The organism is Mesorhizobium sp. EU05-FHT14A09, from assembly GCF_058790995.1.
Window position 1 is genome coordinate 123685 of sequence record NZ_JBYTDF010000002.1, and the last position, 26897, is coordinate 150581.

Here is a 26897-nt window from a genome sequence, read left to right on the forward strand (position 1 = left end):
TGCGTAGCATCTATGCAACGCATTGTGGCGAATATGCAACAAGACGCCCGATCACAAAAATCTTTCGACGTCTCATCAACTGGTTTTTGACGGACTGATACCGCACCGCCTTTGCGAGAGCCGGCTAGCCCTGCCGCGCGCCGCGATAGACGTTGACGCCAAGATCGCGAATCTTCTTGCGCAAGGTGTTGCGATTGAGGCCGAGCAGGTCGGCTGCGCGTATCTGGTTGCCTCGCGTCGCCGTCATGGCCGCCAGCACCAGCGGGTGTTCAACTTCTTCCAGGATGCGCTGATAGAGTCCCGGGGGTGGCAGATCGTCACCGAAGGACGTGAAATAGCGCTGCAGGTAGTGTTCGACGGCCTGGCTGATGGACAGATCGTCCGGGATCAGGACATTGGCGGAGGTCGCCGCAGGAGCTTCGCCGGTCTTCAGTTCCGCGTCGATGATCTCGGCGGAGATCTCGTCCTGCGGATAGAGCGCGGCCAGCCTGCGCACCAGGTTTTCCAGTTCGCGCACATTGCCAGGCCACGGATAGCGCTTCATCAGTTCGACACCGGCTGGCGCGATGCGCTTGGTCTGCAGGCCTTCCTTGGCGCCAAGCTTGAAGAAATGCCGCACCAGATCCGGGATGTCCTCGGCGCGCTCGCGCAACCCCGGCAGCCGCAAAGGCACGACGTTCAGCCGATAGAACAGATCCTCGCGAAACAGCCCCTGATTGATCAGCGTGCGCAGATCCTTGTTGGTTGCCGCAACGATGCGCACGTCGGTCTTGATGGGCGTGCGTCCACCGACCGTCGTATATTCGCCCTGCTGAAGCACCCGCAGCAGCCTGGTTTGCGCTTCCATCGGCATATCGCCAATCTCGTCGAGGAACAGGGTGCCACCCTCTGCCTGTTCGAAACGGCCGGTGGAGCGGTTCTGCGCGCCGGTGAAAGCGCCCTTCTCGTGACCGAACAACTCCGATTCGATCAGGTCGCGCGGAATCGCCGCCATGTTGATGGCAACGAACGGACCACCGCGGCGGCGACCATATTCGTGCAGCGCGCTCGCCACCAGTTCCTTGCCGGTGCCCGATTCGCCGCTGATCATGACGGTCAGGTCCGTCTGCATCATGCGCGCGAGCATGCGGTAGATGTCCTGCATGGCCGCAGACCGACCGACGAGCGGCATCGTCTCGGGCTGCTCTTCGGACCGAACGTCGGCCTTGGGACGGCGTGGCTCGGCCATGGCCCGGGCAACGATGTTGAGCAGTTCGGTGAGGTCGAAAGGTTTCGGCAGATATTCGTAGGCGCCGGTTTCGGAAGCACGGATCGCGGTCATGAAGGTGTTCTGCGCGCTCATGACGATGACGGGCAGTTCCGGCCGCGCTTTCTTGATGCGCGGCAGCATGTCGAAGGCATTTTCGTCGGGCATCACCACATCGGTAATGACGATATCGCCCTCGCCTGCGGCAATCCAGCGCCAGAGCGTGGATGCATTGGATGTCACCCTCACCTCATGGCCGGCCCGCGACAGCGCCTGGTTGAGTACGGTACGGATCGCCGCATCGTCATCGGCGACGAGAATGGTGCCGCGCGTGCTCATGGACGGTATCCTTCATGGCTTTCGGCGGGCTCCTTCCAAGCGGGCAGAAGCACGCGGAAGGTGGTGCCGCGCGGTGTCGAATCGCACTCGATGATGCCGCCATGTTCGCCGACGATCTTAGCCACCAGCGCCAGCCCCAGGCCGGAACCATTGGGTTTCGTGGTGATGAAAGGATCGAACAGGATCGGCAGGATGTCCTCCGACACGCCGGAGCCGTTGTCATGCACGCAGAATTCAAGCGGCAGCGATACCCGGTCTTGCGTGCCAGGCACGGAGACGCGAATGCCGGGTCGGAACGCGGTGGTCAGCGTGATCTCGCCGAGCGGATCCGAACCGATTGCCTCCGCGGCATTCTTCACCAGGTTCAGAAACACCTGAATGAGCTGGTCCCGATTGCCGTAAACTGAAGGCAACGATGGATCATAGTCTTCTACGACCTTGATTCGGTTTGCGAAACCGTTTCTGGCGATTGCCTTCACATGGTCCAGGACCACATGGATATTGACGGGATAGCGATCGATCGGCCGCTCGTCGGAAAACACCTCCATGCGGTCGACCAGCGACACGATGCGGTCGGTCTCATCGGTGATCAGTCGCGTCAGCGCACGGTCCTCGTCGGAAGCGGACAGTTCGAGCAGTTGCGCGGCACCGCGGATACCGGAAAGCGGGTTCTTGATCTCATGCGCCAGCATCGCCGCAAGCCCGGTGACGGAACGCGCTGCGCCACGGTGCGTCATCTGCCGGTCGATCTTGTCGGCCATGGAACGTTCCTGGAACATGACCACCACGGAATCCGGGAATTCCGGCACCGGAGCGGCATAGAGGTCTACGATCTTCTCGATGCCGAGACGTGGCGAGGAGACATCCACGCGATATTCGTTGACCGGCGCGCGCCGTTCGCGAACCTGATCCACCAGGGTCAGCAGCGGGCTGCCGAAGGGAATGAGCTTGGCCAAGGTATTGCGCGCCAGCATGGTCGCGCTGGAGCGGAAGAAATCTTCGGCATCGGCATTGGCGTAGGTGATATGCCCTTCCGGACCGACCATGATCACCGGACGGCGGATGGTGTTGAGCAGGATCTGCGCGGCGTCGGCCATATCCGCGACTGCGGGCGTCGCGATGGTCATGCCGCGCTCCTGATCTCGCCAGACGGTGCACTGTCTAAAAACACCGTGCGCAACAGCTTGATGACTGTGGCAGGCTCGAATGACGTCAGGATGTCTTTCCGAAAAGCGGCCGGTGCCGTAGCCGCCTGCCGATCGAGGTACCAGCCTATGTGCTTCCTGGCCTGCCTCAACCCACTCTCGATGCCATACAAGGTCAGCATATCTTCGTAGTGGGCGACGACATAATCGGCGAGCTCGGCTCCAGCCTTCGGCAAATCGAAAGCCTCGTTTCCGACTGCCGCGGCAGCGATTACCCCCGCGGTCCATGGCGCGCCGTAGTGCGCGCGCCCAGCCATGACGGCATCTGCACCGGATTGTTCGAGGATCGCGATCGCATCCCCTGGCGTTGCGACATCGCCATTGGCAACGACGGGGATCGATACGGCCTCCTTCACACGGGCGATCGCGCGCCAGTCGGCCTTGCCTTGGTAGAATTGGCAGCGTGTGCGGCCATGGATCGTCACCATGCTCACGCCAGCCTGTTCGGCACGACGAGCGAGCATCGGCGCGTTCAAGGCGTCTTCATCCCAGCCAAGTCGCATCTTGACTGTCACCGGTACCTTCACCGCGCCGATTACGGCTTCGATCAGGGTCAGGGCGTGGTCGAGATCGCGCATCAAAGCCGAGCCGGCATAGCCGCCCGTCACTTTCTTGGCTGGGCAGCCCATATTGATGTCGATGATGTCGGCACCCTCGCCCGCTGCGATACGCGCGGCCTCCGCCATATGGGCGGCTTCACGCCCGGCAAGCTGCACCATATGAACCGGCAGCCCGGAATGACGGATGCGCAGGTCGAATCCTTCCCTGCCTCGTGCGAGTTCGCCGCTCGCCACCATTTCCGAGACGACCAGACCCGCACCATGGGCGTGGGCGCGTTTGCGAAATGGCTCGTCGGTAATACCGGACATCGGCGCCAGGAAGACGCGATTGCGCACGACGACCCCGCCAACAACGAGCGGCAAGGCGAGCTTATTCAGATCGGTCATGCACAAAAACCAAGCAACGTCTATCTTTGCCTATTCACTAGCCATATCGGGGTGATTGTGCAATGCAGAATGAACGTGCATTGCGGCTTATTTGGGAAAAAGCTGGCCTTCGTCGTCGCCCGCGACTAAGCCTCTGCGCATGAGGGAACCGAGCGCAATCAAGGCTGTATCCGCCGATGGCGGAGTCGCCGCCGTCATCGTGGCGGCTGGCCGTGGCGAACGCGCCGGCCAGGCGGATGGCCCCAAGCAATATCGACATATTGGCGGCCGTGCTATCCTCGCCAGAACACTGGAAATCTTCCTTTCGCATCCGCGCATTGGCCGGATCATTGTCGTTATCCACAGCGACGACCGGGAACTGCTGCAAAAGGCCGTTGGCGATCATCTGCCAGAAGTCTCAATCGTCACCGGTGGTCGCACGAGGCAAGACTCGGTACGGCTCGGTCTCATCGCATTGGCCGGCAACACGCCTGAGAAAGTGCTCATCCATGACGCAGTGCGACCCTTTGCTGATCGCGATCTCATCGACCGTGTCATTGACGTCGTCGGCGCAGGTCAGGGGGCACTGCCTGCGCTTCCCGTGGCCGACACATTGAAGCGCGAAAGTCGTGACGGCACCATCGGCGAGACGGTGCCGCGCGCGGGCCTTCATGCCGCACAGACGCCTCAGGGCTTTCCCTTCCGCGCGATACTGGAGGCGCACGAGCAGGCTCATCAGGCCGGCAGGGACGATTTCACCGATGACGCGGCCATCGCCGAATGGGCACGATTGCCGGTCAAAATCGTGGCCGGTTCACCGGATAATGTAAAACTCACCTGGGCACGGGATATCGTCATGGCAGATCAACGATTGAATGGCGCGCGCTCAAGTTTCCCGGACATCCGCACGGGCAATGGCTATGACGTGCACGCCTTCGAGCCGGGCGATCACGTGACACTCTGTGGAGTTGCCATTCCACACGATCGCAAGCTGTCCGGCCATTCGGACGCCGATGTCGGCCTGCATGCGTTGACGGACGCTCTGCTCGCCACCTGCGGCGCCGGCGATATCGGCACCCATTTCCCACCCTCGGACCCACAATGGAAAGGCGTGGCATCACGCATTTTCGTCGAGCACGCCGCCAGGATCGTGCGGGCTCGTGGTGGTCGCATCGCCAACGCCGACATCACGCTGATCTGTGAAGCGCCACGCGTCGGTCCGCACCGCGAGGCGATGACTGCTGCGCTGTCAGACATGCTGGGCATCGCGGCCGAACGCATCTCCATCAAGGCGACGACGAACGAAAAACTCGGCTTCGTCGGCCGTCAGGAAGGCATCGCAGCAATCGCCACGGCGAGTGTCGTCTATCCCGGCGAGGTACCGGAATGAGCGAACTTACGCCGCTGGCCGATCGTTTCCTGAGGGTTTGCCGGGCCCGCCAAATCATGGCTGCGACCGCCGAAAGCTGCACCGGCGGCATGATCGTCGCCCACCTGACCGACATTGCCGGTTCCTCGGCCGTTGTCGACCGCGGTTTCATCACCTATTCGAATGAAGCCAAGATGGACATGCTGGGCGTCCAGCCAACGACGCTGGAAGCCTTTGGCGCTGTGTCATCCGAAACGGCACTGGAGATGGCTGCCGGCGCTCTGTCGCGCTCGCGCGCCGGCATAACACTGGCGGTCACCGGCATTGCCGGCCCGGACGGCGGCTCTGCCGAAAAACCCGTCGGGCTCGTCTGGTTCGGCCTCGCGGCCAAAGGCCAGCCGACCGTCTCCGAGTACCGGATCTTCGACAACCGGAGCCGCGACTTCATCCGTCGCGAGACGGTGCGGCACGCGCTGGAAATGGGACTGAAGGCCCTCGCCGGCTGAAGGATACTTCGCCAACCTGAAAATTTGGATGATCCCCTGCCAGATACGACAGGGGATTGCCTCTTCCAGCACTCAAGTGATCAGGAAATCCGACGCATAGAGCACAGTGTTGACCTGCAACGTCGCGATTTCCTCGGCAACTCCAATGCCCGTACCGTCCGTATCGTAATACAGCTTACCGGTAGCCTGATCGTAGACGATACGATCGTCGGCATCATTTGCGCTGGCCCCAATAGTAAACGCAGACACGTCAAGCGCCCCGGCTGGCAATGCTCTAAAATAGCCTCCGAGCAATTCGATCGTGTCCACACCGGATATAAAATCAACGACCTGATCGGCAACAGCCGCTCCCGCTTCGCCGAAAACGAACAAGTCGGAGCCATCACCGCCAGTCAGCGTATCATTGCCCTCTTTTCCGTGCAGAGTATCGTTGCCGTTACCACCACTGATTACGTCAGCACCATAATTGCCTGAAATCTCGTTGTTAAGTTCGTTTCCGCTCAAGGTTACGCCAGAACCCAACGCGGTTATTCGTTCAATGCTGACACCCGAAGCAAGCGCGAAACTGCCGTAGGTTTGGACGCTGTCAAACCCCTCACCGGAAGTCTCCACGATTGTGTTGGAGGTGCCTGGTTCGTCCCACCAGAGCGAATACGTGTCGTCACCGGTGCCGCCAACCAGAACGTTATGTCCCGGCCCTCCTGCAAGATAGTCCCAGCCCGCGCCTCCATAAATAGTGTCATCACCCATGCTGCCGTTTAGAAACCTATCGTTTCCATCGCCGCCATAGATGGTGTCATTGCCACCGGCGCCTTCAATCATGTCGTCTCCAGCGCCGCCGTAGAGAACGTTGTCGGCAATATTGCCATAGATATCGTTGTTTAGCTCATTGCCGGTAAGATTGATCGCAAAAGCGCCTGGTGCAGCAATAAGCCGCTCGATGCTCAGCCCTGCAGCCAATGTATATGAGACACTGGTTTGAATCTCATCGACACCTCCATTTGCAGTTTCAACGATCGTGTCGTCCAAACTGTCAATGAAGTACTTGTCATTGCCTGCACCACCGTTGAGCGTGTCAGTTCCTGCTTCGCCATAGAGCCAATCATCGCCATCTCCGCCGAACAGCTGATCGTTTCCATCGCCGCCGTGCAACACGTCGGTGCCAGAGTCGCCATAAAGCGTGTCATTGCCCTGGTCGCCGTAGAGGGTGTCAGTCCCCTGACCGCCACGGATGATATCGTCGCCATCAAGACCAAAGATAGTGTCGTTTAGATTAGATCCGTCCAGGATATCTGCCAGCGCAGTGCCGTAGATAATTGCCATTGCTTCGGTTCTCCAGCCACAGTCACCGAAGAACTTAGATGAAATCACCAAGAGTTTCCACAAGAATAAACATTCGTGAAATCGAGGTGAATCAAAAAACGAGATCTAAGTTTAGTTAAATTAAGATCAAAAATTTTCCTGGAAAATGTATTTGGCTAAATACATCAGCGCAATGCAGCCTGATCTCTATACACCACGTCGGCGCGCTTTTCGAACGCTTCGGAGAACATGCGGAAGGCGCGGTCGAACATCGTGCCCATCATCGCACCCAGAATGCGGCTCTTGAACTCGTAATCGATGAAGAACCGCACGAAGCAGCCATCGCTCGCCGGCTCGAAGCCCCAGATGTTGCTGAGATATTTGAACGGACCATCGATGTACTTGACGTCGATGATGCGCTCCTCCGGCTTCAGCAGCACCTGGGTGGTGAAGGTCTCGCGGATCGCCTTATAGCCAACGCTCATGTCGGCGATGAGCACAGTGCGCCCATCGCGCTCGCGACGCGAGCGCACGCTCAGCGCCTCGCACAGCGGAACAAATTGCGGATACTGCTCCACATCGGCGACCAGTGCGAACATCTGGTCGGGGCTGTGCGATACGCGACGTGTCGCCTCGAATTTCGGCATGAAACCGGCTTATTGCGCGGTTTTCTTGAGGTGCTCCTCACGCGCTTCGCGTAGCCTGGCGAAATCATCGCCGGCATGATGCGAGGATCGTGTCAGCGGGCTCGACGCCATCAGCAGGAAGCCCTTGCTCTTGCCGACGATGGCGTATGACTGGAACTCTTCCGGAGTGACGAACGCCTTGACCGGATGATGTTTCTTCGACGGCTGCAGGTACTGGCCGATCGTCATGAAGTCGACGTCGGCCGAGCGCAGATCGTCCATCAATTGCAGAACCTCGTTTCGCTCTTCGCCAAGCCCGACCATGATGCCGGATTTGGTGAAGATCGATGGATCGAGTTCTTTCACGCGCTGCAGCAGCCGGATCGAATGGAAATAGCGGGCGCCCGGGCGAACCTTCAGATAGTTGGACGGCACGGTTTCCAGATTGTGGTTGAACACGTCCGGCCTGGCCGCCACGACGATTTCCAACGCGCCATCCTTGCGCAGGAAGTCCGGCGTCAGGATTTCGATCGTCGTCGTGGGTGCCGCCGCGCGAATGGCCAGGATGACGTCGGCAAAATGCTGTGCGCCGCCATCCTCGAGATCATCGCGGTCAACCGACGTGATGACGACATGGGAAAGACCCATCGTCTTGACGGCCTGCGCCACACGATTCGGCTCGTCAGCATCGAGTGCGGTCGGGATACCGGTGGCGACATTGCAGAAAGCGCAGGCGCGTGTGCAGATCTCGCCCATGATCATGAAGGTGGCGTGCTTCTTTTCCCAGCATTCGCCGATGTTGGGGCACCCGGCCTCTTCGCACACGGTCACCAGCTTGTGTGACTTCACGATCTCGCGCGTCTCGGCATATCCCTTGGAAACCGGCGCCTTGACGCGGATCCACTCTGGCTTGCGCAGCACTTCCTGGTCAGGCCGGTGTGCCTTCTCCGGATGGCGGGGGCGCGGCTTGTTGGCGACGAGATCGAGAACGGTGACCATCTGATCTTTCCTGCATCTCCCCGAGGCTGTTTTGGAGTCGGGGACTGGGTACAAGCCTCATCTAAGGCTTTTCGTCGGCAAGAAAAAGACCGCAGCAACGCATGCTGCCACGGTCATTTTTGCATTCCTACGCGTTCAGCACGCGCCCATAGGCGTCGAGCACACTTTCCTTCATCGTTTCCGAGAGTGTCGGATGCGGGAAGATGGTGTGCATCAGCTCTTCCTCGGTGGTCTCGAGGTTCATTGCCACGACGAAACCCTGGATAAGTTCGGTCACTTCCGCACCGACCATATGAGCGCCAAGCAGTTGCCCCGTCTTCTTGTCGAAGATGGTCTTGACCAGCCCCTGATCTTCGCCGAGCGCAACAGCCTTGCCGTTTGCGACGAACTGGAAGCGGCCGACACGGATATCCTTGCCTTGTTCCTTGGCCTTGGCCTCGGTCAGGCCGACGGATGCGACCTGTGGGCTGCAATAGGTACAGCCCGGGATCTTCAGCTTGTCCATCGGATGAACGTGAAGACCCGCGATCTTTTCCATGCAGATCACCGCTTCGTGCTCAGCCTTGTGCGCCAGCATCGGCGGTCCGGCGACGTCGCCGATGGCATAGATGCCCGGGACATTCGTACGGCAGAATTCGTCGATGACAATCGCACCACGGTCAATCTTCACGCCGACAGTCTCCAGGCCGAGATTTTCAGTGTTGCACTGGACGCCGACGGCCGAAATCATCCGATCAGCGGTGATCGTCTGGGTCTTGCCATCCTTGCCTTCGACCGTTGCGGTCACGGAATTGGCGCCCTTCTCGACCTTGGTGACCTTGGTCTCGAGCAGGATTTTCATGCCCTGCTTCTCGAGCTGCTTCTTCGCCCAGGTGGAAATCTCGGCGTCTTCCACCGGCATGATCTGCGGCATGATTTCGACCACGGTCACGTCTACGCCCATGGTGCGGTAGAAGGAGGCGAATTCGATGCCAATGGCGCCAGAGCCCATCACCAGCAGCGACTTCGGCATTTCCTGCGGCACCATGGCTTCGAAATAGGTCCAGATCAGCTTGCCATCCGGCTCGATGCCCGGCAGTGCCCGTGGCCGCGCACCGGTAGCGATCACGATATGCTTGGCGGTGTAAGCACCTTCCCCCTTCGTGCCTTTCGGGATCGGTCCCATTGGCTCCATCGGCTTCTTGGACGACTTGCCCACGACGATCTCGCCGGGCTTGGTGATCTTGGCCTCGCCCCAGATCACGTCGACCTTGTTCTTCTTCATCAGGAAGCCGACGCCATTGTTCATGCGCTGAGCAATGCCGCGCGAACGGTCGACAATGCCCTTGAGATCCGGCTTGATCGTACCTTCGAGAGTCAGGCCGTAGCTCTTGGCATGCTCGGCATAGTGGAAGATTTCGGCCGAACGCAGCAGCGCCTTGGTCGGAATACAGCCCCAGTTGGAGCAGATGCCGGCCAAATGCTCACGTTCGACGATCGCCGTCTTGAAACCGAGCTGCGCGGAACGGATGGCAGCAATATAGCCGCCGGGACCTGAGCCGATGATGATGACGTCGTAATTGTCAGCCATGTTTTTCCTGCCTTCTCATCAAGCGGCACCGCGCGTGAGCAGCACCCAGTCATGTTTCATCCTGCCGTCCGACAGCGGCACGGCCTGCCGTCGCGTCACCTCGGCAAATCCGTGCGATTTGTAAAGCCCGAGCGCGGTCTCGTTGTGACTTTCGGTAATCAGGCTGATTGGACGCCCGGCACCGCGTCCGATTTCGTGCTGCAGCAGACGCTTGCCCAGCCCCTTCCCGCGCAGGTGGCGATAGACGCCCAGACTGTCGACGAACCAGTGGCCAACGAGCATCTTCTGCAAGGTCAGGATTGGTTCAACGACGGGATGCCACGCACTTTCGCTCGCGATCGCTGCGTCGATGGCATGGCCGATAATGACGCCAGCCAATTCCTCATCGACGACGACAACGGTGGCATCTTTCCAGGCCCCGCGTTCCGTATCGGAACGCATGGAGGACCGCCCTTGCTCGAATGCCGTCTCCTTGCTGCCGTCAAGGACCGCACCGTACCAGAGCCCGGATGCAAAGCCGTGCGAGCTGACATCCACCAGAACAGCAAGTTCCGCTGCATCGCTTTTTTTCGCCGGTCGCAGAATAATGTCATCCGCCACGGTCAAGCTCCAGCATGTCGCGCACTTTTGGCGCCAGCGCGATGCCTATGCGACGGGTGTTCTCGGCATCAAGATGGATACCATCGAGCTGTGTCGCTTCGGCGACCGAGCCGGCATCAAAGAAACCACAATCCACTTCTGCGGCAAGTGCTGCATAGAACGGAGCGAGTTTTCGCGACTCCGCGATGCTCTCCCCATACATGGCGGCAAAATTCACGTTCGTCGTTTCCCGAACAAGCGGTGGTGACACCAGCAGCACCTTGGGAGCGGCGGCAGCCATCGGATAGTTGAGACTACGCACGATATCGACCAGCCGTCCCATACCTTGCCTGGCGCCGACCGCTCGGCCGCAGATGAACGACTTCATGTCATTGGTGCCAAGCAGCAAAACGATGAGGTCGAGCGGGGCATGGCTCGCAAGGATCGTCGGCAGGGTGCGCGCGCCGTTGCGGTCGCAATCCGCCAGATGATCGTCAAAGGCCGTCGTGCGACCGTTCAACCCTTCCGGAATCACGCGCGCCGCGGCGCCGAGTTCTGCCTGCAGCACACTCGGCCAGCGATCTTCGTAGCGATGGCGGCCTTGACCCGCGGCATCGTAGCCCCAGGTCAAGGAATCGCCGTAACAAAGCACGGTCTTCATATCCGCCCTGCCGCGGTTGTCAGACCAGCATGGTCATCGGGTTTTCGATGATGCGCTTGAAGGCGCCGAGCAGTTCGGCTCCCAGCGCACCGTCGACGGCACGATGGTCGGTCGACAGCGTCACCGACATGACGGTGGCGATCCTGATCTCGCCGCCCTTCACCACAGCCCGCTCTTCACCCGCACCAACCGCCAGGATCGTCGCATGCGGCGGGTTGATGACCGCGGCGAAGTCCTTGATGCCGAACATGCCGAGGTTTGACACCGCCGTGGTGCCGCCCTGGTATTCCTCCGGCTTCAGCTTGCGGTCGCGGGCCCGCCTGGCAAGATCCTTCATCTCGTTGGAGATGACCGACAGCGTCTTCTGGTCGGCCTTCCTGACGATCGGCGTGATCAGGCCGCCGGGGATCGACACCGCGACGCCGACATCGGCGTGCTTGTGCTTGACCATGGCCGAATCCGTCCACGATGCATTGGCATCCGGCACGGCAACCAGCGCCTGCGCCATCGCCTTGATGATCATGTCGTTGACCGAAAGCTTGTAGGCAGGGACATCACCCTTTTCGGTCTTCCGCATCGGGGCGGCTGCATTGAGCTCCGAGCGCAGCTTGAGCAGCACGTCCAGCTCGCAGTCGAGGGTGAGGTAGAAATGCGGGATGGTCGACTTCGCTTCGACCAGACGGCGGGCGATGGTCTTCCTCATATTGTCGTGCGGGACGAGGTCGTAGGAACCCTGCTCGAACAGCTTGAGCACGGCTTCGTCCGACATCGGCTTGACCGCAGGCGCTGCAGCCGGAGCGGCGGCCGCTTGCGCCGAAGCCGGAGCAGCCTTGGCCACACCGCCACCGGCGATCGCTGCCTCGACATCGGCCTTCACCACACGACCGTGCGGGCCGGAACCGGTGACGGCAGCGACATCGACACCGGCATCCTTGGCGATACGACGTGCGAGCGGCGAGGCAAAGGTACGCTCACCCGTTGCCGGCGCAGCTCCATTGCTGGTTGGTTTCGGCGCGGCGGGAGCGGAGGCAGGCTCGGCCTTCGCCGCTTCAACTTTGGGCGTCTCCGCCTTTGCTTCAGCCTTGGCAGCCTCGGCTTTGGCAGGTGCGGCCTCGCCGCCTTTGGCAGCGGCGCCTGCATCTTCGCCTTCGGCGGCCAGAATGGCGATCACGGCATTGACCTTGACCGCCTCGGTGCCGGCGGGAACGACCAACTTGGCGACGGTGCCTTCATCAACGGCTTCGACTTCCATAGTCGCCTTGTCGGTCTCGATTTCTGCGATCACGTCGCCCGGTGAGACCTTGTCGCCTTCCTTGACCAGCCACTTGGCGAGATTGCCCTCTTCCATGGTTGGCGATAGGGCCGGCATGGTAATGTTGATCGGCATGTTGTCCTCCCGGCCAGATCAGCGATAGGTGACGGCTTTCACCGCCTCGATCACATCCGCGACATTGGGCAGCGCCAGCTTTTCAAGGTTGGCCGCGTAGGGCATCGGCACGTCCTTGCCGGTGATGGTGATGACCGGCGCGTCGAGATAGTCGAACGCCTGGCGCGAAACCTGGTTGGCGATGAAATCGCCGACCGAGGACTGCGGGAAGCCTTCTTCCACCGTGACCAGGCGATTGGTCTTCTTCACCGAGGCTATGACGGTGTCGAGATCCATCGGCCGGATGGTCCTAAGATCGATGATTTCAGCATCGATACCCAGCTTCGCGAGTTCCGCTTCCGCCTTGACCGCATAGGTCATGCCGATGCCGAACGACACGATGGTGACGTCCTTGCCGGCCTTGTGGATACGAGCCTTGCCGATCGGCAGCACGAAATCATCGAGCTTGGGCACATCGAAGGCGTGACCGTAGAGGATTTCGTTTTCCAGGAAGATAACCGGATTGGGGTCGCGGATTGCCGCCTTGAGCAGGCCTTTGGCATCGGCCGCGCTGTAGGGCTGGATGACCTTGAGACCCGGGATGTGGCTGTACCAGGCCGCGTAGTCCTGGCTATGCTGCGCCGCAACGCGCGCTGCTGCACCGTTCGGCCCGCGGAAGACGATCGGCGCTCCCATCTGGCCACCGGACATGTAGAGCGTCTTTGCCGCCGAGTTGATGATCTGGTCGATCGCCTGCATGGCGAAGTTGAAGGTCATGAACTCCACGATCGGCTTCAGACCCGTCATCGCGGCGCCGACACCGACGCCCGCGAAGCCATGCTCGGTGATCGGAGTATCGACCACGCGCCGTGCGCCGAACTCCTGCAGCAAGCCCTGCGTGATCTTGTAGGCGCCCTGGTATTCGGCAACCTCCTCGCCCATGACGAAGACGTCTTCGTCGCGGCGCATCTCTTCAGCCATGGCGTCGCGCAACGCTTCGCGAACCGTGGTGGAGACCATCTCGGTTCCAGCAGGAATATCGGGATCAGCGGCCACTTCGGCCTTCGGTGCGGCAGCGACCGGGGCAGCAGCGGCACTTGGTGCGGGAGCGTTAGCCGGTTCGGCGATTGCAGGCGCCTCGGCCTTCGCAGGAGCAGCGGTCTTGCCGGCATCGCTGGCGCTTTCACCGTCCTGCAACAGAACCGCTATCGGCGTGTTGACCTTGACGCCTTCCGAACCAGCAGCGACCAGGATCTTTCCCAGCGTACCTTCGTCGACGGCTTCCACTTCCATGGTCGCCTTGTCGGTCTCGATTTCGGCAATGACGTCGCCCGGAGCGACCTTGTCGCCCTCGTTCTTCAGCCATTTCGACAGATTGCCCTCTTCCATGGTCGGCGAGAGCGCGGGCATGAGAATTTCAATCGGCATGGTCGCACCCTCCCCTTATACCAGAATGTCCGTCCACAGCTCGGAAGCATCCGGCTCGGGATCGGTTTGCGCGAAATCGGCGGCATCGGCGACGATATCGCGCACTTCCTTGTCGATGGCCTTGAGATCGTCCTCGCTCGCCCATTTCTTGGCGGCAAGACGCGCCTTGATCTGCTCGATCGGGTCGTGCTCGGAGCGCATTTTTTGCACTTCTTCCTTGCTGCGGTACTTGGCCGGGTCCGACATGGAGTGACCGCGATAGCGATAGGTTTCCATCTCGAGGATGATCGGGCCATTGCCGGAGCGGCACCAGTTGGTCGCGAGATCGCCGGCCGCCTTCACTGCACGCACGTCCATGCCGTCGACCTGGATGCCTGGGATGCGAAACGACAGGCCGCGTTGCGAGAAATCGGTTTCCGCGGACGAACGCGACACCGACGTGCCCATGGCATAACGGTTGTTCTCGATCACATAGATGACCGGCAGCTTCCACAGCGACGCCATGTTGAAGCTTTCGTAGACCTGGCCTTGGTTGGCGGCACCGTCGCCGAAATAGGTCACCGAGACATTCTTGTTGCCGCGATACCGGTTGGCAAAAGCCAGCCCGGTACCCAACGACACCTGCGCGCCGACAATGCCGTGGCCGCCGTAGAAATTCTTCTCCTTGGAGAACATGTGCATCGAACCGCCCTTGCCCTTGGAGTAGCCTCCACGGCGCCCGGTCAGCTCGGCCATCACGCCGCGCGGGCTCATCTCCATCGCCAGCATGTGGGCGTGGTCGCGATATGCGGTGATCATCTGGTCGCCCTCGATGAGCGACATCTTGAGGCCGGTAACGACCGCCTCCTGGCCGATGTAGAGATGGCAGAAACCGCCGATGAAACCCATGCCGTAAAGCTGGCCGGCCTTTTCCTCGAAGCGGCGCATCAGGAGCATCAGGCGATAGGCTGACAGCTCCTGCTCTTTCGTAAAGTCCAACGGCTTTGGAGCAGTCAGGCTTTTGCTGTCGGACTTGGATTTGGCAGGCGCTTTTCTGGCGGCGGTTGCCATGCTTCACTCCCTGTTGCGTCTCTTCGCGGACTACGGGGGAAGATCGTCTCTCCCCACCGATTGAGGGAAAGCTAGCACGCAAGGTGCCGTTACGCCATGCGGAAAAATGCATGGCTGGCATGCATCTAAGCAGTTATAAATATTGGAAATAACGTCGATTAACCGACATTAGGTTAATCGGCTTTTGACGGCAGCATGATGACGACTTCGTTTGCACTCGTCACATTCAGCGCCCGCCGCGCCTGCTCGTCCAGCATGTCTTTTTCGATCGAGCCGTCATGCAGGAGCCTGACACGCTGCTCGATTTCCATCCGGCGTTCCTTCACCGTGGCAAGCTGCGCTTGCAGACTCGCCACCTGCTCCTGCAGCTTGGCTCTCGAATTGATGCCAAAGGCACCATGATAGGCATGGTAGCCGAAATAGCTCAGAACCACGGCACAAAGAGCCGGCACGATCAGCCGACCGGTATTTGTCTGCTTGTGCTGGCGTGTCCACATGGCGCGACTCCTCGTCTGCCTCTTGTCGCCCGATTGTGCTTAATGGAGGGTTACGAAGGTAGTTGCGATGGCTTCAGACATGCGGGAAATTGCCTTGTCTGCAGGCGCGCAGAAACACGTATTCGCGCTCAGAAAACACGCTGCAGGGAACGCGATAACTCGAAGCCAGCACCCTTGTCATTGATACAGACCACGCCCTTGCGCGCCGATCGGCAGACGATGGCACCGTTGCGTGCGCTCTCACCATAAGGCAGGATCTCATACGTGCCGGCGATGGTGTCGCCCACGCACAGGCGCTCGCCTTCCCGTGAGCTCGCTCCCAGGCCGAAATCGTGTCCCATTCCAGATCGCAGTCGGCCGGCCGCTGCGCCAGCCGGTTCGAAACCGCGGCAATGTTGCAGCAGACAGATGAAGCGTCGAAAAACAGGCACTGGATGTTGCCAGTCGGCGAGCGGAAGCCTTGCGGCAACTCCTGTGCAATGGCCGCCGTCATGAAGACGGCGGCCATTGCAAAAGAGATAGCGCAGCCACCGATCCTTCCGATCGGTGGCTGGCGATAGATGCTGTGGCTATCAGCCATCAAGCCTTGAGGATCGACGTGCCAGCATAACGCGCCTGCGCGCCGAGCTCTTCTTCGATTCGGATCAGCTGGTTGTATTTCGCCATGCGATCGGAACGCGACAGCGAACCCGTCTTGATCTGTCCGCAATTGGTCGCGACTGCGAGGTCGGCGATCGTAGAATCCTCGGTCTCGCCCGAACGATGCGACATGACGGCGGTATAGGCAGCCTTATGCGCGGTCTCGACCGCTTCCAGCGTCTCGGTCAGCGACCCGATCTGGTTGACCTTGACGAGAATCGAGTTGGCGACGCCCATCTTGATGCCATCGCGCAGGCGTGCCGTGTTGGTGACGAACAGATCGTCGCCCACCAGCTGTACCTTTTTGCCGATGAGGTCGGTCAGGTACTTCCAGCCCTCCCAATCGTCTTCGGCCATGCCGTCCTCGATGGAGATGATCGGATAATCGGCAGCGAGCTTGGCAAGATACTTGGCCTGCGCCTTGGGATCGCGGCTTTTCTTCTCACCTTCGTAGACGTAGTTGCCATCCTTGAAGAACTCGGTGGCTGCGCAGTCCAGCGCAAGCGCCACGTCCTGACCTGGCTTGAAACCTGCCTTCTCGATGGAAGCCATCACGAAGTCGAGTGCCAGCGGGGCGCTCTTCAGGTTCGGCGCGAAGCCGCCCTCATCGCCGACATTGGTGTTGTGGCCGGCTTCCTTCAGCCCCTTCTTCAGCGTGTGGAAGATCTCGGCGCCCCAGCGCACGGCGTCACGCAGCGTCGGCGCACCGACCGGCATGATCATGAATTCCTGGAAATCGATCGGATTGTCGGCGTGGGCGCCGCCGTTGATGATGTTCATCATCGGCACCGGCAGCACACGGGCGTTCGGGCCGCCGACATAGCGATAGAGCGGCAGGCCGGATGCCTCGGCAGCAGCCTTGGCGACCGCCAGCGAAACGCCCAGGATGGCGTTTGCGCCGAGACGGCCCTTGTTGGCGGTGCCGTCCAGCTCGATCATGGTCTGGTCGATCTGGATCTGATGCTCGGCTTCCATACCGCCGATCGCCTCGAAGATCTCGCCATTGACGGCCTCGACGGCACGCTCGACACCCTTGCCGAGATAACGCGGACCACCATCACGCAATTCGACGGCTTCGTGAGCGCCAGTCGAAGCACCCGACGGCACTGCGGCACGCCCCATTGAGCCATCCTCGAGGACGACATCGACCTCGACGGTCGGATTGCCGCGGCTGTCGAGAATTTCACGGCCAACTATGTCAATGATGGCGGTCATGTGAGGCTCCTGCTTGGGGATGAGGACGGTGCGAGGGGTGCACCGGCGGGGTGACGCTACGCAAACTCAATAGCCAAAGCTTCACGAAACGCAACCGCGCTGGGTGGCAGATTCCGCTCTTTGTCAGGCGGCCGGCTTCACCGTTGCGTTGAATTTACATCAGGTAGGGGCCCGACTGCACCGGCTGATAGCGGGGCGCCTCCCCAGGCTTCAGACAGGTCTCGATGCAGGAGATTTGCTGATGCCAGTTCGGTTGATGGAAGAAGGCCAGCGACTGGCGCCGCGCCGAGTTCGCCGCACCGACATCTGGATTGATGACGCGATGCAGTGTCGACACCCAGCGATCGTTGGTCCAAAGCGCCATCAGATCGCCGATGTTGATGACGAACGCTCCCTCTACAGGCGGCACTTCGCGCCAGTCGCCTTCCGGCGTGAATATCTGCAAGCCACCAGAGCCTGGTTGCGGCAACAGGATGGTCAGGCTGCCATAATCGGTATGCGCACCAGCACGCAGTTGGCCGGCGAGTGGCGGCGTATCGGTCTCAGGATAGTTCAGTGGTCGCAAGGCGCTGATTGGCCGGTCGATCATTGGCTGGAAATAATCTTCCGGCAGCTCAAGCGCGACCGCGAACACGCGCATGATACGCGCGGCTAGATCCTCCATGGCCGCATAATATGCCTTCCAGGCATCGACGAAACCGTCCGGAGCTTGCGGCCAGATCGTTTCGGCGTAACAGAACGCCAGCGCCTGCGAATCGGTCAGTCCTTGCGGAACCGAGAGCGGGCCGCCGTTGAAACTTTCCTTGAGGTCCGGCGGCGTGTCGGCACCTTTGGACTTGGCCAGAGCCTCGGCCCCGGGGCCGAGATAGCCATAGGGATAGCCCGGATAGGGCGCCCTTACCTTGTCCTTCAACACTGCCGGCTGGTCGAAGAATTCCCGTGCCTTCGACCATACGAGATCGATCACGGCCTGCGGAACAGAATGCCCGCTGACCGCCAGGAAACCGGTCGCGCGGCAAATCTCGTCGACTTCACGACCGAGCGCCTTGCGGTCGGCGACATCTGCCTGTTCGAAACGCGAAAGATCGAAAACCGGAAATGCCGCAACCATTTTCCACTCCCATCGGCTTCTTGCTCCGATGAGAGCATAACTTTCGCGTCCATTGCTTCAATGAGGAAGCGTTGTTCCAGTCCTCGCGCTAGTCCGCGAGAATGAAGGTGACCTTCATGTTGACGCGGTAGGCAACGATCTTGCCGCCCTCGACCACGATCTTCTGATCCTGGATCCAGGCACCCTCGACATTCTTGAGGGTTTTGGAGGCGCGCTCGACGCCTTTCTCGATGGCATCCTGGAAGCTTTTCTTGGAGGAAGCGGTGATCTCGGTAACGCGGGCGACGGACATGTCCTACTCCTGACGACGAGCCAATTTGCCCGGCAAGCCTACAACCGGGCAACATCGCCTGCAATCAAAGATAGTCTCGTTGCCGCGGGCGGTCAGGCCTTGGCAATCCTGTCGAACGCCATCAGGCGTTCCAGCAGCGCCGGCATGTCCTTGAACGGCACCATGTTCGGTCCGTCGGACGAGGTCGAGTTATCGGGGTCCTCATGCGTCTCGACAAATACACCGGCCACACCGACAGCCACCGCCGCGCGTGCCAGCGTCTCGACGAAGCGGCGCTCGCCGCCCGATGTGGTGCCCTGCCCGCCCGGCTGCTGCACGGAGTGGGTGGCGTCGAAGATCACCGGCGCACCGATGTCGGCCATGATCGGCAGGGCCCGCATGTCGGAGACCAGCGTATTGTAGCCGAAAGAGGCGCCGCGCTCCGTCACAAGCACGTTCGGATTGCCTGAATCGGTCAGTTTGGCCACCACATTCTTCATGTCCCAGGGAGCAAGGAACTGCCCCTTCTTCACATTGACGACCTTGCCGGTCTTGGCGGCAGCAATGAGCAGATCGGTCTGACGCGACAGGAATGCCGGGATTTGCAGCACGTCGACATGCGGCGCTACGATCGCGCACTGCTCCTCGGTGTGGATATCGGTCAGGATCGTTACACCGAGTTCCTTGCGCAATTCCGAGAAAACCGGCAGCGCCGCGTCCAGTCCGGCGCCGCGCGTGCTGCTCAATGAGCTGCGGTTGGCCTTGTCGAAAGAAGATTTGTAGACGAAACCGATGCCGAGCTTTCCCGTCAGCTCCTTCAGCGCGCCTGCCATATCGAAAGCATGCTGGCGCGATTCGAACTGGCACGGGCCAGCGATCAGCGACAACGGCGCATCGTTTGCGAACAGCGTCTGGCCGACGGTCACCTTGGCATTGGGTTTGGTCATTTCAGTTCCTCGAAGATGAAGGCAGCACCCTGGCCCGGTGCTGGCGGCACGACAAGCCGGCCGTCCCGCAAATGGGGCCTGATGCCGGCCGAAACAAGCAGGTGCTCTGTCGCATCACGATCCGTCACAGCAAAGATGACGGCGACGAAACGGAGCGCCGTGCGGCCGCCGGCATCAAGTCCGAATTCGGATCCGAATTCTTCCGGCTGCAGGACCGACACATCCGCATTCGGCAGTGCCAACAGGCCATTCGAAAAAGCCGTCGCGCTACCAACCCCGGCAGCCTTTGCCAGGAGAGCCTGTTGCCCGGCGGGATCGTCACTCACCGCCACAATGCGGTGGATGCGTGTGGCACCGTTGGCGTGCACCTGCAACGCGGCTCGATCCACCTTCGGCGCGTTGATCCTCTGGCAGGCGAAGACGAAGGCATCAGGGGTGTCACGCCCCGACGCGAAGGCAAGCCTGAACGAAACGGTATCGCTCCTGCCGGAACGGTCGGTAAAGGGGCGCGAGAAATCGAGCCTCTCCCCCGCTGAGATACCGGCCTCCACATAGGTACGGTGATCGTGGTCGGCATCGTCGGTGCCAAACACGATCGCTGAGAAACCTTCAGGACCGTGATCTTCGCGATAGGTGTGATCGCGGGCCACGAATACGTTGCCGGCCATGATCGCTTGCGCAGCCACGTCGCCATCGCCTATCGCGAGCGGCTCCAGGAAGGTGCCGTCGGCAAGATAGACGCAGCAGTTCTCGGTGCCGAACGGATGAACGCCGCGCGGCGCGACCGTGAACCCCAATGCAGAAAGACGCGCCTCGGCGCTTTCAAGCGTCGCCGTCGGCAGCACGATATGATCGAGTGGATGGACTGGTCGTTGCATACTGGCGGCGATGTGCATCATTCCGACTACCGGTTCAAGGAAAATGGCTCGTTCAGCGCCACCGTCCCCTGCCACGATCCTGCGTCAGCCGCGTGACGCAGGAGAATGGCGTCGACCCGGTCGGATAGTCGCAGGTGCCCCGAGATCAAATCGCCAATCGTTGCTGCGCATCACGCTGCCTGGCGGGTATTCGAAATCGCATTCACCCATGAGCTCGAACCCGAGCCTGCGGCAGATCGCATTGGAGGCAGGATTGTCCGGCGCCGGAAAGGCATGCAGGTAGCGATGCCGGTGTTCGCCAAGCAACACTTCGATCAACAGCGCTGTCGCCTTGCCTGCGATCCCGTGCCCCTGAAGATCGGGGACCACCGCCCAACCGGTTTCGTAGACAAGCCCGCCCTGCCACGACCGTTCCCAATAGCCAATCGATCCGGCACCAAGTCCGTCATGGGAAATGCGGAACATTCGGGTTTCGCCGGGAATGCCATACGCCTGATAGCGCCGATTACGGTCGAGCAGCTTCTCCGGAGTTTCCGGCCCGCCAATGTAACGCTTGGCTTCCAGCGTGTTGCAACGTTCGAGAATGTCGATATCGCCCGCAGACCAGGTCTCCAGTGTGACTGGACCATCGTGCGCCACCATCATTCGCTGGTCTCCCATCCGGCAGCGCGATGCAATGCCGACTCGCTTCTCGCGCGTTTAGACTGAATCGCCTCGCGAGAAGCCATTTTCTCATTGAATATCTTTTTCGGGAAAACCGGCAAATCGGTTTCTTCCCCTTCCCCGACGGCAGGCATAACCTTCCTGCCCAAAAATATAAGGTCATGAGAGGGGACTTATATGACCATACCCGGTGCTTCACCCAACCTCTACAACGAGGACCTGGCGCCTGCCAAGGTCCGAAACTGGGGGCCATTTTCGATCTTCAACGTGTGGACATCCGACGTCCACAGCCTGTGGGGTTATTATCTCGCTGCCAGCCTGTTCCTGTTCTGCGGCGGGTTCCTCAACTTCATCATCGCGATAGGCATCGGCTCGCTCATTATCTATGCGCTGATGAATCTGGTCGGCTATGCCGGGGTCAAGACCGGCGTACCCTACCCGGTCCTGGCGCGGGCGTCCTTTGGCATCTGGGGCGCCAACGTCCCGGCGCTGGTGCGCGCGATCGTTGCCTGCTTCTGGTACGGTGCACAGACAGCCGCGGCTTCCGGCGCCATCGTTGCCCTGCTCATCCGCAACGAAAGCATGCTGGCCTTCCACCAGAACAGCCACATGCTCGGCCATTCGACGCTTGAGGTGATCTGCTTTGTCGTGATCTGGGCCCTGCAGTTGCTCATCATCCAGAAGGGCATGGAGACGGTCCGCCGGTTCCAGGATTGGGCAGGACCGGCGGTGTGGGTGATGATGCTGATCCTTGCCGTCTATCTCTGCGTGAAGTCGGGCAAGTTCGCCTTCACGAGCGACATTCCGCTCGATGTCCTGCGTGAGAAGACCAAGGACGCCGGCATTCCGGGCGATCCGGGGTCCTGGACGGCGCTGTTCGGCGTCGCCGCGATCTGGGTCACCTACTTCTCCGCGCTTTACCTGAATTTCTGCGACTTTGCCCGCTACGCGCCTGACAAGGCAGCCCTGCGCAAGGGCAATATCTGGGGCCTGCCGGTCAATCTGATCCTGTTCTCGCTGGTGGCGGGCGTGACCACGATCGCCGCTTACGATGTCTATGGCGAAGTCCTGCTGCACCCTGACCAGATCTCGGCCAAGTTCGACAGCTGGTTCCTGGCACTGTTGGCGGCACTGACTTTTGCGGTCGCCACGCTTGGTATCAACGTGGTGGCGAATTTCGTCTCACCGGCCTTCGACTTCGCCAACGTCTTCCCAAAGCAGATCGACTTCAAGAAGGGCGGCTATATCGCCGCCGTGATCGCATTGGTGCTCTATCCGTTCGCCCCCTGGGAAGGCAGCGCCGCGTCTTTTGTCGGCATCATCGGCGCCACCATGGGACCGATTTTCGGTGTGATGATGGTCGACTACTACCTGATCCGCAAAGGCGAGGTCGATGTCGAAGCGCTTTATCGCGAGGACGGGGAATTCCGGTTCCAGGGCGGCTGGCATGTGAATGCCTTCATCGCCGCGGGCATCGGCGCGATCTTCTCGTCGATCCTGCCCAATTTCACCAATTGGCTGCCAACATGGTGGGGTGTCTATGGCTGGTTCTTCGGCGTGGCAATCGCCGGCATCATCTACTACGTCCTGCGCTCGTCAGCGTCGGTGCGCGTACCGGCCAAGGCCTGACCGAGAAGAGGACAGGGCGAGCTCAGAAAGCGCGCCCTGTTCCTGCAGAAATGATCCGAGCCGTGAATTTTCGAAAGGTAAGTCTAAACTTACACCATTTCAGCCAGCTTGCGCACCGTGTTCCAGTTGCGCGAGGTGCCGACGCCAAGGCGCTTGTGCCCCACCACGCTGAGCAGGCGCGAATTCGGCCGCTCCCGTGAAAAGACGATCCAGATGTCGCCATTCACCAAGGCGATCTTTTCGTCCGGCGCAGCATAGGGCTTCAGCGACTCGATCGCCGCATCGGGCACCTGTTGACGCATGACACGAACCGCGACCTGATCCGCCGCCTCGGCGGACTCTTCCGGAAACGGGTTGCCCGCAGCGAATGCCGGCCAGCCGGCTGCATCACGCACGATGATGTCGACATGCCGACCGAAAGCTTGCGAGAATGCGGCCTCGAGCTGGTTTTCCAGTGCTCTTATCGAAGTTTCCGGCGCATCGAACAGCAGATTGCCGCTGGCAGCCAGCGTGCGCGTATTGGTGAACCCCAATCCCTCGGCCATCGCCTTGAGATCGGCCATTACCACGCGACGCTGCGGCGTCAGCACGATGGAATAGAGCAGCGCAATATAGGTCCGCACTGCCCTACCCTGCCTCAGACCATCCGGCTCTGTTCGAGCGCCGCCTCGATGAAAGAGGCAAACAGCGGATGCGGTTCCAGCGGACGGCTCTTGAGCTCCGGATGATACTGCACACCGATGAACCAGGGATGGTCGGGATACTCGACTGTCTCAGGCAACACGCCGTCCGGAGACATGCCGGCGAAGACCAGCCCGCAATCTTCCAGCCGCTGCTTGTAGTCGATGTTGACTTCGTAGCGGTGGCGATGACGCTCCGAAATATCGGTATCGCCATAGATCTCAGCGATCTTGGAGCCGGCCTCCAGCCGTGCATCATAAGCGCCGAGCCGCATCGTGCCGCCGAGATCGCCGGCAGACTGCCGCTTCTCCAGCATATTGCCCTTCAGCCATTCCGTCATCAGGCCGACGACAGGCTCCTTGGTGGCGCCGAACTCCGTCGACGAGGCATTTTCGATACCGGCCAGCGAACGAGCAGCCTCGATGCACGCCATCTGCATGCCGAAACAGATGCCGAAATACGGCACCTTGCGCTCACGGGCGAATTTGGCAGCCAGGATCTTGCCTTCCGAACCACGCTCGCCGAATCCGCCGGGCACCAGAATGCCATGCACCTTTTCCAGGAACGGCGCCGGATCTTCCCTCTCGAAGACTTCGCTTTCGATCCAGTCGAGCTTGACCTTGACGCGATTGGCCATGCCGCCATGCGACAGCGCCTCGATCAACGACTTATAGGCGTCCTTGAGACCGGTGTATTTGCCGACGATGGCGATGGTGACCTCGCCTTCCGGGTTATGGATGCGTTCTGCCACGCCCTGCCACGGCTCCATGCGCGGCTTCGGCGCAGGCTCGATGCCGAAGGCAGCGAGCACTTCCGTATCCAGTCCTTCATTGTGATAGGCCATCGGCACATCGTAGATGTGTCCGACGTCGAGCGCCTGGATGACGGCCGATTCGCGCACGTTGCAGAACAGCGACAGCTTGCGCCGTTCTTCCTTCGGGATCGACCGGTCGGCACGCACCAGAAGGATGTCCGGTGCAATGCCGATGGAACGCAGTTCCTTGACCGAATGCTGCGTTGGCTTGGTCTTCAATTCGCCGGCCGCCGGAATGTAGGGCATCAGGGTCAGGTGCACATAGACGGCATTGTTGCGCGGCAGGTCGTTGCCGAGTTGACGAATGGCCTCCAGGAACGGCATCGCTTCGATGTCGCCCACCGTGCCGCCGATTTCGCACAGCACGAAGTCATAGTCTTCATTGCCATCGAGCACGAAGTTCTTGATCTCGTCGGTGACGTGCGGAATGACCTGCACTGTGGCGCCGAGATAGTCGCCGCGCCGCTCGCGTTCGATGATGTTCTTGTAGATGCGGCCGGTGGTGATGTTGTCGTTCTGGTTGGCTGAACGGCCGGTGAAACGTTCATAGTGGCCGAGATCGAGATCTGTCTCGGCACCGTCGTCCGTCACAAACACCTCACCGTGCTGGTAAGGCGACATCGTGCCGGGATCGACGTTGAGATAAGGGTCGAGTTTTTTGATGCGCGCGCGGTAGCCGCGCGCCTGCAACAGGGCTCCGAGAGCCGCTGCGGCAATGCCTTTTCCAAGGGAAGAAACCACGCCGCCGGTGATGAATACATATCGCGCCATGGGAACCATCGCTTAGCGCGGCCTGATCGATTCCGCTAGTGGAAAAACCGCCGCGCGTGGTTTTTCCCGGAACTACTCACTTGGGCCGGTTTTCGGCCAAAACAAAAGGGCCGGCTGGAGCCGGCCCTTCCGTCAATTCTTCGTACAGCGTTACAGGACGACGACCTTGGTGCCCATCTTGACGCGATTGTACAGCTCGATGACGTGATCGTTGATCATGCGGAAGCAGCCATTGGACGAACTGGTACCAATCGTCTGCGGCGCAATGGTGCCGTGGATACGCAGATGCGTGTCCTTCTTGCCGTCATAGAGGTAGATGGCACGGGCGCCGAGCGGATTCATGCCACCGCCGGGCATGCCGTCCTTGTACTGGCCGTACTTCTTCGGCTCACGCTCCTGCATGTCTTTCGTCGGAATCCAGCGCGGCCACTCCTGCTTGTCGCCGACGGTCGTATCGCCCTTGTACTGCAGGCCTTCCTTGCCGACCGCGATCGCATAGCGACGGGCAGTGGACCAGGATTCAACCAGATAGAGCCGGCGTTCGGCCGTATTGATGACGATGGTGCCGGGCTCATAGCCCGAGAAAGTCACTTCCTGGGGCTCGTATTCCGGCTTCACGTTGAAGGGCTTCTTGGCCGAATTTTTGTCCATGACCGCGTCCAGCGCACGCGTCTGCGGCAACATGGACATCGATGACGAACCGGCATTGCCACCGAAAAGGCCGGCGAACAGACCGTTGTTGTTGCGTGGGCGGACTTCGCCGGCACGCGGCTCGCTACGCAGCTCGCCATTGTTGCCGTTGGCAACGACGTCCTCGGCCTCCACCGTCAGCGGCTCTTCGACAACTGCCGGCATCGGCTCGATCGGCTTGGTGAGCTCGAGCTTGGCCAGCTTCTTGGCCTGCTTGGCATCCTCTGCCGGCTCCGCCGACTGAATCACTGGCTTCTGGCCCTTCTTGGCCAGGAACTCCTGGCGGGCGGCTTCAGCCTTCACCTTGGCGGCTTCGCGCATGGCCAGCTTACGCGCCTCAAGGGCCTTTTCCTTCGCGAGAGCGCGTTCGACCTGGACCTGCTTTTCCAGATCCTCGATGCGAGCGAGGTCAGCCTCGGTCGGTTTCTTTTTCTTCTTGAGCTGCTTCAGCTCGACAGCCGCGCTTTTGGTCTTTGCGGTGTCAGCCTTGGTTGCCTTCGGATTGGCCGGCGCGGCTGCATAAGCAGGCGCACCAACGGTGAGCACGGCACAAAGGCCGGCGAGAATGAAACTGCGAAGCCGCATGGCGAAGTTCCGTCCAGAAGAATCGTGTTGCCCACGGCAAACCGGCGGCGCCTTCAAGGCACCGCAATTGCCGCAATTTCGCTATAATCGAACAGGCGCCGACCGCTCAAGCACCTTTGACCCCAGTACGAGATCGATTCTTCGTGAAGGCACCGCATTTGCGCCAACTGTGTTCCAGGAACAACAGGTAATGGTGTTACTGTGCCGTGCGGCGCGGTTACTTCCTCGGCGACTGTGCCCAATCGGGACAACGATTCAACGTCGCCCCCTATCAATGGCACGCCGGCTTATGGTTTGACCCGGTTGACAGGCTTATTGCCACTTGGAAACCAAG

Annotated in this window: 26 protein-coding genes; 3 read left to right on the forward strand and 23 right to left on the reverse strand. The window is 60.5% G+C overall.

The genetic code is table 11. The features are described 5' to 3' along the window. Positions 1–124: 124 nt before the first annotated feature. From ntrC to dusB, 3 genes are read right to left on the reverse strand one after another with little or no spacing between them, the layout of a single operon-like run. Positions 125–1585 (reverse strand): nitrogen regulation protein NR(I), encoded by a 1461-nt coding sequence (gene ntrC / locus AC3WTO_RS07910; protein WP_492460163.1) that lies wholly within the window; start codon positions 1583–1585, stop codon positions 125–127. Continuing rightward, positions 1582–2712, reverse strand: coding sequence for a two-component system sensor histidine kinase NtrB (locus tag AC3WTO_RS07915; RefSeq protein WP_492460164.1), 1131 nt, complete (start codon positions 2710–2712; stop codon positions 1582–1584). Before AC3WTO_RS07915 ends, ntrC begins: the two co-directional genes overlap by 4 nt. After that, positions 2709–3737: a tRNA dihydrouridine synthase DusB gene (dusB, locus tag AC3WTO_RS07920; RefSeq protein ID WP_492460165.1), complete on the reverse strand. Its 1029-nt coding sequence runs from the start codon at positions 3735–3737 to the stop codon at positions 2709–2711. The genes AC3WTO_RS07915 and dusB overlap by 4 nt, the downstream gene beginning before the upstream one ends. A gap of 139 nt (positions 3738–3876) precedes the next feature. Between dusB and AC3WTO_RS07925 the strand changes: the two genes are divergently transcribed. Both AC3WTO_RS07925 and AC3WTO_RS07930 read left to right on the forward strand, forming a co-directional pair. Next, on the forward strand, positions 3877–5106 hold the full coding sequence (locus tag AC3WTO_RS07925; RefSeq protein WP_492460166.1) for a bifunctional 2-C-methyl-D-erythritol 4-phosphate cytidylyltransferase/2-C-methyl-D-erythritol 2,4-cyclodiphosphate synthase: 1230 nt from the start codon (positions 3877–3879) through the stop codon (positions 5104–5106). Further along, positions 5103–5591 (forward strand): CinA family protein, encoded by a 489-nt coding sequence (locus AC3WTO_RS07930; protein ID WP_492460167.1) that lies wholly within the window; start codon positions 5103–5105, stop codon positions 5589–5591. Before AC3WTO_RS07925 ends, AC3WTO_RS07930 begins: the two co-directional genes overlap by 4 nt. Before the next feature lie 72 nt (positions 5592–5663). Here AC3WTO_RS07930 and AC3WTO_RS07935 read toward each other — a convergent pair whose 3' ends face one another. From AC3WTO_RS07935 to AC3WTO_RS08015, 17 genes are all read right to left on the reverse strand, one after another. Further along, complete coding sequence (locus AC3WTO_RS07935) at positions 5664–6914, reverse strand: calcium-binding protein (RefSeq protein ID WP_492460168.1); 1251 nt, start codon at positions 6912–6914, stop codon at positions 5664–5666. A 164-nt stretch (positions 6915–7078) separates the two neighbouring features. Then, a complete protein-coding gene (locus tag AC3WTO_RS07940) occupies positions 7079–7540 on the reverse strand; it encodes a type II toxin-antitoxin system RatA family toxin (RefSeq protein ID WP_492460169.1) in 462 nt (153 codons plus the stop codon). A 9-nt stretch (positions 7541–7549) separates the two neighbouring features. Then, positions 7550–8518, reverse strand: a complete 969-nt coding sequence (lipA, locus tag AC3WTO_RS07945; RefSeq protein WP_492460170.1) for a lipoyl synthase — start codon at positions 8516–8518, stop codon at positions 7550–7552. 127 nt (positions 8519–8645) lie between these two features. Then, positions 8646–10088: a dihydrolipoyl dehydrogenase gene (lpdA, locus tag AC3WTO_RS07950; RefSeq protein WP_492460171.1), complete on the reverse strand. Its 1443-nt coding sequence runs from the start codon at positions 10086–10088 to the stop codon at positions 8646–8648. Between the two features lie 18 nt (positions 10089–10106). Next, positions 10107–10694 carry a GNAT family N-acetyltransferase gene (locus tag AC3WTO_RS07955; RefSeq protein ID WP_492460172.1) on the reverse strand — a complete coding sequence of 196 codons (588 nt, stop codon included), beginning with the start codon at positions 10692–10694 and terminating at the stop codon, positions 10107–10109. Beyond that, positions 10678–11328 carry an SGNH/GDSL hydrolase family protein gene (locus AC3WTO_RS07960; protein WP_492460173.1) on the reverse strand — a complete coding sequence of 217 codons (651 nt, stop codon included), beginning with the start codon at positions 11326–11328 and terminating at the stop codon, positions 10678–10680. The genes AC3WTO_RS07955 and AC3WTO_RS07960 overlap by 17 nt, the downstream gene beginning before the upstream one ends. A 19-nt stretch (positions 11329–11347) precedes the next feature. Beyond that, on the reverse strand, positions 11348–12715 hold the full coding sequence (locus tag AC3WTO_RS07965; protein ID WP_492460174.1) for a pyruvate dehydrogenase complex dihydrolipoamide acetyltransferase: 1368 nt from the start codon (positions 12713–12715) through the stop codon (positions 11348–11350). An 18-nt stretch (positions 12716–12733) separates the two neighbouring features. Beyond that, positions 12734–14122, reverse strand: a complete 1389-nt coding sequence (locus tag AC3WTO_RS07970) for a pyruvate dehydrogenase complex E1 component subunit beta (RefSeq protein WP_492460175.1) — start codon at positions 14120–14122, stop codon at positions 12734–12736. A gap of 15 nt (positions 14123–14137) precedes the next feature. After that, a complete protein-coding gene (pdhA, locus tag AC3WTO_RS07975; RefSeq protein WP_492460176.1) occupies positions 14138–15172 on the reverse strand; it encodes a pyruvate dehydrogenase (acetyl-transferring) E1 component subunit alpha in 1035 nt (344 codons plus the stop codon). 173 nt (positions 15173–15345) lie between these two features. Further along, on the reverse strand, positions 15346–15669 hold the full coding sequence (locus AC3WTO_RS07980) for an FtsB family cell division protein (RefSeq protein ID WP_492460177.1): 324 nt from the start codon (positions 15667–15669) through the stop codon (positions 15346–15348). A gap of 128 nt (positions 15670–15797) precedes the next feature. Beyond that, positions 15798–16010 (reverse strand): hypothetical protein, encoded by a 213-nt coding sequence (locus AC3WTO_RS07985; protein ID WP_492460178.1) that lies wholly within the window; start codon positions 16008–16010, stop codon positions 15798–15800. A gap of 238 nt (positions 16011–16248) precedes the next feature. Continuing rightward, complete coding sequence (eno, locus tag AC3WTO_RS07990) at positions 16249–17523, reverse strand: phosphopyruvate hydratase (protein ID WP_492460179.1); 1275 nt, start codon at positions 17521–17523, stop codon at positions 16249–16251. Positions 17524–17677: 154 nt separating this feature from the next. Continuing rightward, positions 17678–18634: an isopenicillin N synthase family dioxygenase gene (locus tag AC3WTO_RS07995; RefSeq protein WP_492460180.1), complete on the reverse strand. Its 957-nt coding sequence runs from the start codon at positions 18632–18634 to the stop codon at positions 17678–17680. Positions 18635–18722: 88 nt separating this feature from the next. After that, the gene (locus tag AC3WTO_RS08000; protein ID WP_101937016.1) at positions 18723–18926 is read right to left on the reverse strand and encodes a dodecin family protein; all 204 of its coding nucleotides are present in this window, start codon (positions 18924–18926) and stop codon (positions 18723–18725) included. 92 nt (positions 18927–19018) lie between these two features. After that, positions 19019–19852 carry a 3-deoxy-8-phosphooctulonate synthase gene (gene kdsA, locus AC3WTO_RS08005; RefSeq protein WP_492460181.1) on the reverse strand — a complete coding sequence of 278 codons (834 nt, stop codon included), beginning with the start codon at positions 19850–19852 and terminating at the stop codon, positions 19019–19021. Continuing rightward, a complete protein-coding gene (locus AC3WTO_RS08010) occupies positions 19849–20751 on the reverse strand; it encodes a VOC family protein (protein WP_492460182.1) in 903 nt (300 codons plus the stop codon). The genes kdsA and AC3WTO_RS08010 overlap by 4 nt, the downstream gene beginning before the upstream one ends. Positions 20752–20814: 63 nt before the next feature. Then, positions 20815–21375: a GNAT family N-acetyltransferase gene (locus AC3WTO_RS08015; RefSeq protein WP_492460183.1), complete on the reverse strand. Its 561-nt coding sequence runs from the start codon at positions 21373–21375 to the stop codon at positions 20815–20817. Between the two features lie 195 nt (positions 21376–21570). Here AC3WTO_RS08015 and AC3WTO_RS08020 point away from each other — a divergent pair, with 195 nt between their 5' ends. Continuing rightward, complete coding sequence (locus tag AC3WTO_RS08020) at positions 21571–23022, forward strand: NCS1 family nucleobase:cation symporter-1 (protein WP_492460184.1); 1452 nt, start codon at positions 21571–21573, stop codon at positions 23020–23022. 89 nt (positions 23023–23111) lie between these two features. Here AC3WTO_RS08020 and AC3WTO_RS08025 read toward each other — a convergent pair whose 3' ends face one another. From AC3WTO_RS08025 to AC3WTO_RS08035, 3 genes are all read right to left on the reverse strand, one after another. Beyond that, positions 23112–23645: a DUF1697 domain-containing protein gene (locus AC3WTO_RS08025; protein ID WP_492460185.1), complete on the reverse strand. Its 534-nt coding sequence runs from the start codon at positions 23643–23645 to the stop codon at positions 23112–23114. A gap of 14 nt (positions 23646–23659) precedes the next feature. Continuing rightward, positions 23660–25288, reverse strand: coding sequence for a CTP synthase (pyrG, locus tag AC3WTO_RS08030; RefSeq protein WP_492460186.1), 1629 nt, complete (start codon positions 25286–25288; stop codon positions 23660–23662). Between the two features lie 150 nt (positions 25289–25438). Continuing rightward, complete coding sequence (locus AC3WTO_RS08035) at positions 25439–26563, reverse strand: L,D-transpeptidase (RefSeq protein ID WP_492460187.1); 1125 nt, start codon at positions 26561–26563, stop codon at positions 25439–25441. Between the last annotated feature and the right edge of the window lie 334 nt (positions 26564–26897).